This window comes from Stenotrophomonas sp. AS012628 (assembly GCF_010608305.1).
Taxonomy (GTDB): domain Bacteria; phylum Pseudomonadota; class Gammaproteobacteria; order Xanthomonadales; family Xanthomonadaceae; genus Stenotrophomonas; species Stenotrophomonas geniculata.
Genome location: NZ_VMBJ01000091.1, coordinates 1 through 3314 on the forward strand (window position 1 = coordinate 1; position 3314 = coordinate 3314).

The window sequence follows — 3314 nt, forward strand, 5'->3', positions numbered from 1 at the left end:
CCCCTGGTCCCTGCCCGCCCTGCGCCAACGCTGGCAGCCGCGCCTGCCCGGCCTGCTGCTGGTCGGCCTGATCGCAGCGGCGTCGCTGTACCTGGCCGAGCTGCCGTGGCTGCAGGCACACGGCCTGAGTGCGCTGACCGTGGCCATCGTCGCCGGCATCGTGATCGGCAACACCCTCTACCCGCGGCTGGCGCCGAGCAGCGCGGCCGGTGTCGGCTTTTCCAAGCACTGGCTGCTGCGCGCCGGCATCTTGCTGTACGGCCTGCGCCTGACCTTCCAGGACATCGGCCACGTCGGCGTCAGCGGCGTGCTGATGGACGTGCTGGTGGTCGCCAGCACCTTCGGCCTGGCCTGCTGGCTGGGTGTGCGCGTGTTCAAGATGGAGCGCGAGGCAGCGATGCTGATCGGTGCTGGCAGCGCGATCTGCGGCGCGGCAGCGGTGATGGCCGCCGAACCCGTGGTGCGTGGCCGCGCGGCACAGGTCACGGTGGCCGTGTCGACGGTGGTGGTGTTCGGCACGCTGGCGATGTTCCTGTACCCGGCGCTGTATGCCCTGGTGCAGTCGCACGGCTGGCTGGCGATGGATGCGCGGCAGTACGGCCTTTTCACCGGTGCGACGGTGCATGAAGTGGCACAGGTGGTGGCGGCAGGCCGTGCGGTCAATGAAGCGGCGGCTGATACGGCGGTGATCACCAAGATGGTGCGGGTGATGCTGCTGGCGCCGTTCCTGGTTGCGCTGTCGCTGTGGCTGGCGCGTGGCGGCAAGGCCAGCGCCGACGGCAGGAAGGCGCGCATCGTGGTGCCGTGGTTCGCCTTCGGTTTCGTGGCGGTGGCCGGTTTCAACTCGCTGCATCTGCTGCCGGCTGGCCTGCAGGCCGGGCTGGTGCAGCTGGATACCGTGCTGCTGGCGATGGCGATGGCCGCGCTGGGCCTGACCACCCACGTCTCGGCGCTGCGCCAGGCCGGCCTGAAGCCGCTGCTGCTGGCGCTGATCCTGTTCGCCTGGCTGCTGTTCGGTGGCCTGGCGATTCATCAGGGCGTGTTGGCGGTGCTGGGCTGATCAAGAGCGTGCCGACCAAGGTCGGCGCCCACGTGGATGAAGGCCCTGTGGCAGGGAGCGGCCGCGCAGACGGGTACAATGCGCCATGACTGACTTCTCGACCCTGCCGCTGAGCCCGGCCCTGCAGCCCGGCCTGGATGCCCTCGGCTACACCACCCTCACCCCCGTGCAGGCGCAGAGCCTGCCGGCCATTCTGGATGGCCGCGATGTGATCGCACAGGCGCCGACCGGCAGCGGCAAGACCGCCGCCTTCGGCCTGGGCCTGCTGCAGGCCATCGACCCCAGCCTGATCCGCGTGCAGGCACTGGTGCTGTGCCCGACCCGCGAACTGGCCGACCAGGTCGGCAAGCAGATCCGCAAGCTGGCCACCGGCATCCCCAACCTGAAGCTGTTGCTGCTGGTGGGCGGCGTGCCGCTGGGCCCTCAGCTGGCGTCGCTGGAAGGCCATGACCCGCATGTGGTGGTCGGCACACCCGGCCGCGTGCAGGAGCTGGCACGCAAGCGCGCGCTGAACCTGGGCGCGGTGCGCACGCTGGTGCTGGACGAAGCCGACCGCATGCTCGACATGGGCTTCGAGGAGCCGATCCGCGAGATCGCCGGCCGCACCCACAAGGACCGCCAGAGCCTGCTGTTCTCCGCCACCTTCCCCGACAGCATCCGCGCCATGGCGCGTGACTTGCTGCGCGACGCGGTGGAAGTGACCGTGGAAGGCGCCGATCAGGCGCCGGCCATCCGCCACCTGTTCTGCGAGGTGGAACCGGCGCACCGCCAGAAGGCGCTGGCGGGCCTGCTGCTGAAGTACACGCCGGAATCGGCGGTAGTGTTCTGCAACACCCGCAAGGACGTGGACGAGGTTGCGAATTCCCTGCAGCAGTTCGGCTTCTCCGCGCTCGCCCTGCATGGCGACATGGAGCAGCGCGACCGCGAGGAAGTGCTGTTGCTGCTGGCCAACCGCAGCTGCAACGTGCTGGTGGCCAGCGACGTGGCCGCACGTGGCCTGGACGTGGAAGAGCTGGCGGCGGTGATCAACTACGAGCTGCCGACCGACGTGGAGAGCTACCAGCATCGCGTGGGCCGTACCGGCCGTGCCGGTGCCAGCGGCCTGGCGATCAGCCTGGTGGCCGGCCGTGAGAAGACCCGCGCCGAAGCCATCGAAGCGCAGATGGGGCAGCCGTTGGACTGGCAGAAGACGCCGCTGGCGACCTCGCGCCCGGCCGAGCTGCCGCAGGCCGCGATGCGCACGCTGCGCATTGATGGTGGCAAGACCGACAAGCTGCGCCCGGGCGACATCCTTGGCGCGCTGACCGGTGATGCCGGCCTGTCAGCCAAGTTCATCGGGAAGATCGCGATCTTCCCGACCCGCTCCTACGTGGCGATCGCCCGAGAGCAGGCCAACAAGGCCGTGGCCAGGCTGGAAGCCGGCAAGATCAAGGGCCGTCGCTTCCGCGTGCGGATGATGTGATTGGCAAGGTAGTCGCCGGGCATGGCCCGGCACTACCTGCATGCCGTGTGTAGCGCCGGGCCACGCCCGGCGACAGACTCAGAACACCAGTTCGGTGTGCAGCGGCAGGTCCGCTTCCCAGCGTGCGCGGCCGCCGAGGCCGTCCAGCTCGACCAGCACGCCGGCACCCACCACCTCGACACCCAGGCGGCGCACCAGCGACAACGCGGCGACCAGCGTGCCGCCCGTGGCCAGCACGTCGTCGATGATCGCCACGCGGGCACCGGCCGGCAGCGCATCGGCGTGCACTTCGATGCAGTCGCTGCGGTATTCCAGCGTGTATTCCTCGCGCAGCACCTGACCCGGCAGCTTGCCCGGCTTGCGCACCGGCACGAAGCCCACGCCCAGTTCCAGCGCCATGGCGGCACCGAGGATGAAACCACGCGATTCGATACCGATCACCGCGTCCAGCTTCTGGTCGCGCCAACGGTCGGCCATCGCGGTAATGGCACCGCGGAAGTCCTCGCCATGGGCGAGCAGCGGCATGATGTCCTTGAAGAGGATGCCGGGCTTGGGGAAGTCGGCGATGTCGCGCAGGCGGGAGGCCCACTGCGGAGCGACGAGGGCGTCGGTCATGTCACGTTGGTTGTCTGATGGCGGCATAGGGTACCTGTTCCGGGCGCCGGCTGCCTGTTGGGGGTGTCGGCCGGGCTGCGCCCGGCACCTGCAGAGGCCACCGCGCAAGCAAAAGCGAAAACAAAAGCCGCATTCCGAGGGATGGCGGGGTGGGTCCGGTTGCGGGGGGCGCTGCAA

At 69.5% G+C, this 3314-nt stretch carries 3 protein-coding genes; 2 read left to right on the forward strand and 1 reads right to left on the reverse strand.

What is annotated here, in order from left to right; genetic code table 11:
- Both G5A07_RS21035 and dbpA read left to right on the forward strand, forming a co-directional pair.
- Window positions 1-1060, forward strand: a 1060-nt coding sequence (locus tag G5A07_RS21035; protein ID WP_262405906.1) for a YeiH family protein, incomplete at its 5' end; no start/stop codon positions are given.
- 85 nt (window positions 1061-1145) lie between these two features.
- Window positions 1146-2522: an ATP-dependent RNA helicase DbpA gene (gene dbpA, locus G5A07_RS21040; RefSeq protein WP_010484543.1), complete on the forward strand. Its 1377-nt coding sequence runs from the start codon at window positions 1146-1148 to the stop codon at window positions 2520-2522.
- Between the two features lie 78 nt (window positions 2523-2600).
- Here dbpA and G5A07_RS21045 read toward each other — a convergent pair whose 3' ends face one another.
- Window positions 2601-3137 (reverse strand): adenine phosphoribosyltransferase, encoded by a 537-nt coding sequence (locus G5A07_RS21045; RefSeq protein WP_019338396.1) that lies wholly within the window; start codon window positions 3135-3137, stop codon window positions 2601-2603.
- Between the last annotated feature and the right edge of the window lie 177 nt (window positions 3138-3314).